The 5,063-nt window shown below is 68.5% G+C and carries 4 protein-coding genes; 1 reads left to right on the plus strand and 3 read right to left on the minus strand.

Features of this window, described 5'->3' with window-relative positions; translation table 11 throughout:
* Together DQP56_RS22580 and gjpA are read right to left on the minus strand one after the other, a co-directional pair.
* On the minus strand, positions 1–551 hold a 551-nt coding region (locus tag DQP56_RS22580; RefSeq protein ID WP_353617218.1), incomplete at its 3' end, for a PGRS repeat-containing protein.
* 86 nt (positions 552–637) lie between these two features.
* Positions 638–1,831 carry an outer membrane porin GjpA gene (gene gjpA, locus DQP56_RS22585; RefSeq protein WP_234825794.1) on the minus strand — a complete coding sequence of 398 codons (1,194 nt, stop codon included), beginning with the start codon at positions 1,829–1,831 and terminating at the stop codon, positions 638–640.
* A gap of 386 nt (positions 1,832–2,217) precedes the next feature.
* Between gjpA and DQP56_RS22590 the strand changes: the two genes are divergently transcribed.
* Positions 2,218–4,041: a fatty acyl-AMP ligase gene (locus tag DQP56_RS22590; RefSeq protein WP_112689228.1), complete on the plus strand. Its 1,824-nt coding sequence runs from the start codon at positions 2,218–2,220 to the stop codon at positions 4,039–4,041.
* A gap of 95 nt (positions 4,042–4,136) precedes the next feature.
* Here the strand turns inward: DQP56_RS22590 and DQP56_RS22595 are convergent.
* The coding region (locus DQP56_RS22595; protein WP_112689230.1) for a hypothetical protein at positions 4,137–5,063 on the minus strand (927 nt) is incomplete at its 5' end.

Below are 5,063 nucleotides of genomic sequence, written 5' to 3' on the forward strand. Positions count from 1 at the left end.
TTGCCGAGGATGCCGAGCGCGTCGCCGCCATCTCCACCGTCGACACCGGCCGCATCGCTGTCCCAGCCGGCTCCGCCGTCGCCGAACAGCAAGCCACCGTCCCCGCCGTCGGGGTTCAGGGCGGTTCCGTCGACACCATTGCCGATCAGGTAGAGCCCGAACATCCCGTTGATCGAGTTGTTGACCATCTCGCCGAGGTCGCTGGTGATCCAGGCCTGGACGCCGGCGTGCAGTGGCTCGTAGAACCACTGGTCCATGATCGCCGTCCACGAGAACGGGTCGTCGGCTGCGCTGCCCGGATCTGCGGCGCCGAACAGCGCGTCGAGGTCCCACGTTGCCGCGGCGTCACCGGGATCGGCAACCGACCATGAGGACGCCAGATCACCGAGCAGATCACCGAGGAGATCGACATCGGCGTGGGCGGCCGGTGCCGCGGCCAACGGGGCCAGCCCGAAAGCCAGGAACGCGCCCACCGAACTGGTGGCGCCTGCCACCCGCTTGCGGTGGCGCGATCCGGTGTTACCAGCCTGGCTGCTGTGACGACGACTCATTTGCGAACACCTCTCCTGTGAAGCGGCTCTGTCGAGCTGTGGTGAAAGTTGTCTGGGCGATTACCGGTCAAGCGGGCGCGCCGGCGTCAGCCTCCGGCTCCGATGAACAGGTCCAGCAGGTCTTGCAGCATGTCGGGTGAGGCGGCGTCCGACGCGCCGGCCGCGCCACCGTCGTCGAAGAGGTCGTCGGGGATCTGCGGGAGCTGGAAACCGGTCAGCGGAGCCACCGCATCCTGGGGGTTGCTCTTGCCGCTCCAGCCCGATCCGAGCACTGCTCCCATGGCCTGCATCCAGCCTTCCCAGGCCCCGATCGGGCCGACCGCATGGGCGGGGACCACCGCGGGCAGCGACGCCCCCAGCACATTGGCGTCAAGGTCCAGGCCGATGCTGTTGAAGATCGACCCGCCGGGAGCGGCCAACTCCACACCGGTGCCCGGCACCAGGTTGGGCGCCGAGGCCACCACCCCGGGTGTGAACAACCCGCCCAGCGCCAGATCGATGTGGTAGACGTTGGTGCCTTCCGGCAGCAGGCCGGTCTGCTCGACGATCGGGATCAAGAAGTCCAGGTTGAGGGTGGCGCCGTTGAAGAAGGCGCCGACCATGTTGGCCATAATCTCGTTGAGGCCGTCGCCGTCGGAGATGCTGTTCATCAGCGCGACCCACGGGCTCAACGACGGGCCCAGTGCACCCATGATGAGACCGCTGAACGGGGAGGCCAGGAAGTTCAGGATCGGCGTGACCATCTCGGGGTCGAGGTCGGCGGGCAGCATCGCCGGCAGGAAGCCCATCAGCAGCTTGTGGCCCAGGGTGCTGATGGTCTCACCGGTCAGGTCGAGGTTCGCTTCGCCGCTGAGGGTGTGGTCGGTGACCATTTCGGTGACCGGGTCACCGGGGGTCAGGAAGCCGAGCGGACCCGCGTTGATGAGGGTGTATGCGTCCGCGGCGGACTTGGCGTCCTCCTGCAGCTGGTTGGTCACATCGGGGATGGTCGACGGGTCGTTGATCGCCTGACTCCACAGATCGCCCTGGTTGGCGATCTGCTGCTGATAGCCGACGAACGGCGCCAAGGCGAAGTTGTTGATCAACAACTGGGCATTGGCGGCCGCGGTGTTGTACTGGTCGATCCACGGCTGGAGGAAGTCGTCAAACGCACCGGTGAGCGCCACGTCCCGGATGGTGGAGAGGCTGGGCACCGGTGCCACTGCGGGTGTGACCGAAATCAGCCCGGAACCCACCAGGGCGATCCCCGCGGTGACGTAGGGGCGAAGGGCTTGCTGCACAGCCGTCTCCTTTGTGTCGGTACTGCCCTGAGCAACCATGATGACCAGCAGTCACCGGTCCCGTGATGTTGCTGATTTCTCACTGTTATGCCGATGTGATGCAGGACACTACCTGTGAGTACACTTAAACTCAAGCATTTCTTCCAAACCTGTCGTCGTATACGCCCTGATCACGGCCGCTCAAACTGAGTTGATACCTGGGAATGTGCTGGATAAGCTGGATTTTCGCACTGTGAAATGAGCGGCGCCGCCAGTGCCGTCTAGCACCGACCAGCCCGTGGCGTGGCACGCGCCAGCAACCAGATCGAAGGCTGCTGCGCGCCGATTCCGGGGCCTCACACGGGCCCGAATGTGGTCCAGAACACCTCGGGGGCCAAGATGGGGCCATGGACTTCACGCCCACGGTGACGACACCCATCGCAGAAACCCTCGTTGAGCTGCTGCAACGCCAAGCCGAGCGGTTCGGCGACAAGGTGGCGTTCAGCTTCTCCTACAACGGCGACGACGAGGGCCGCAGTGAGCTGAGCTTCCGTGACCTGGACCTGCGCGCCCGGGGGATCGCGGCGAGTCTGCAGCGCCACGACATCGCCGGGGAGCGGGTACTGGTCCTGGTGCGCCCGGGTCTGGACTTCATCGCAGGATTCTTCGGCTGCCTCTATGCCGGGGCCGTGGCCGTGCCGGTGCACCAGAAGCTGGCGCCGCGGCTGCAGGTGGTGGTTCCCGACGCGCAGGCCCGGTTCGCCCTCACGGCCGGGGAGACCCAGCAGGCCACCCGGTCCGCGGTCGCCGGGATCCCCGGTGAACCCGAGCATTGGTTCTTCACCGATGCCGGCGCCGACCCGGACGCCTGGGTGCCCCCCGCCATCGGCACCGACTCGCCGGCCGCCATCCAGTACACCTCGGGGTCGACCCGCTCACCCAAGGGTGTGCTGCTCAGCCACGGCAACATCCTGCACAACGTCGACGCCATCCGGCAGGCGTGGAACGGCGACGAGAACGCCAAAGGCGTGTTCTGGCTGCCGCCGCACCACGACCTGGGGTTGATCGGCGCGATCCTGTCCATGGTCTACATCGGGGCCAGCACCGCGCTGATGTCGCCGACCGCGTTCATCAAACGCCCGATGCGCTGGCTGGAACTGGTGTCGGCGCATCGCGGCGTGATCACCGCGGCACCCAACTTCGCCTACGACCGGTGCGTGGAGACCAGCACGCCCGAAGAACGCGCGGCACTGGATCTTTCCTGCATGACGGTGGCCATGAACGGCGCCGAGGCGGTGCGCGCCACATCGCTGGCGGCGTTCGCCGATGCCTTCGCACCGGCGGGTTTCCAGATTTCGTCGTGTTATCCGGTGTACGGGCTGGCCGAGGCCACCTTGTGTGTGTCGGCCGGATGCGCCACCGGGATGCCGGGGGTGCGCTACCTCGACCGTGCCGCGTTGGAGCAGGACCGCATCGTCGACATCGCACCCGACGACCCGGCCGCGGCCACGTTCGTGGGTTGCGGTCAGCCGCGCCAAACCGACGTCGCCATCGTCGACCCGGTGACCCACCAGCCGTGCGGCCCCGACCAGGTCGGCGAGATCTGGGTCGCCGGCCCCAATGTCGCCCTCGGTTATTGGCGTCGCCCCGAGGAGACCGCCGCGACGTTCGGAGCACGGCTGGCCGCGCCGGGTGACCCGGCGCGCGGACCGTTCTTGCGCACCGGGGACTACGGGTTCCTCTGCGCGGGTGAGCTTTTCACCACCGGTCGCTGCAAGGATCTGATCGTCGTCGACGGGCACCGCTACTACCCCAACGACATCGAGTTCACCGTGCAGCAATGCGACCCGGTACTGGTGTCCGGCCGGGGCGCGGCATTCGCCACCGACGCGCCCCCGGGAGGCATCGAGCAACTGGTCGTGGTGCACGAGGTGGACAGCGGCCAGATCGGTGAAACCGACTTCGACGCCGTCATCGACAAGATCCGCACCGCCGTCGCAACCCACCACGGCATCGCGGCCGACGCCGTGGTGCTGGTGCACCACGTGTCGATGCCCACCACCTCCAGCGGCAAGATCCAGCGCGGCAAGACCCGCGAACTGTTCATCGACGGCGCACTTGCGGTGGTTGCCGAATGGCGCACCCCGACCGAGGAGCTGTCGCTGGAGCAACTGGAGGCCGCGGCCAGGATCGTTTCGGCGCTGCAGACCTGGGGCTCGCGCCAGGGGTGAGGTGAGCCCGCCGGCCCTACTGCGGGGTCAGCGGGCTCATACGCTTGGCGCATCACGCTGCGACCAGCCAAGCATGCTGCTGCGGCGTAGCCCGGTCACTGCCCGACCTGGGGTAACTGTTCAGCGGCGACCTCGCATGGCGTCTTCGGTGCGCCGTCGGCGGAGGGCTCAGCAGACTGGCCGGAGTCGTCGGCTTCGGTGGTTTCGGCCGCGGGCTCAGCTTGGGCGCCGGCCTCGGTTTCCGGGTCCGACGGCGCGGATTCCGATGCGGTCGGTTCACCAGGATCCTCGGCGGCGGCCTCCTCGACAACGGCCTCGTCGCCGGGCTCGTCCGGCGGGTCACCCTCCGAGTCATCCGGCTCGGGGTCCTCGGGGTCATCAGGGTCGCGGTCGTCGGTTGCTGCGCGGTCCTCGAACGGATCGCCGAACCCGTCGGAGGGTCCCGGGTCACCGAACGCGTCGGCCAGCCGGGGAATCAATCCGCCCAACCCGCCGAGCCCGCCAAGACCACCGCCGGCGGGCAGCCCGCCGGTTGGCAACCCCAGATCACCGGGCAGGCCGAGGCCGGCCGGAAGTGCTGGATCGGCAGGCATGTCCGCCAGGGCAGCGGCGGGCTCCGGGACGGCGGCGTCTTGCCTCGCGTCCGGCGCCGCGGGGACACCCGCCGGTGCGACATCGGACGCCGGCGCGATCTCCGCTGCGACGGGGGCCGCGGTCGCCGGGACGGCCGGCGTGGTACCGGTCGGGTGATCGGGTGGCACGACGGGACCAAGATCACCGGGTACCGGAAAAACCGTCCCCGGCGCCGGGTCGGCCGACCCCGCCGCCGCCCGGTAGGCGCCGGCCATCCCGTCTCGCGCCGACTGCACGGCCGGCACCCACTCACCCCGAACGTCGTGGTCCACGTAGGGGATCAGCTGTTTCTCGATGACCTCGGCGGCATGCTCGTCGCCGGAGCCGGAGTTCACCGCCTGTGCTGCCGCCAGCCACGCCGGCCGGTGCGCGCCGGCCCGGTCGTCGAC

Source organism: Mycolicibacter senuensis (assembly GCF_003284925.1).
Lineage (GTDB): Bacteria > Actinomycetota > Actinomycetes > Mycobacteriales > Mycobacteriaceae > Mycobacterium > Mycobacterium algericum_A.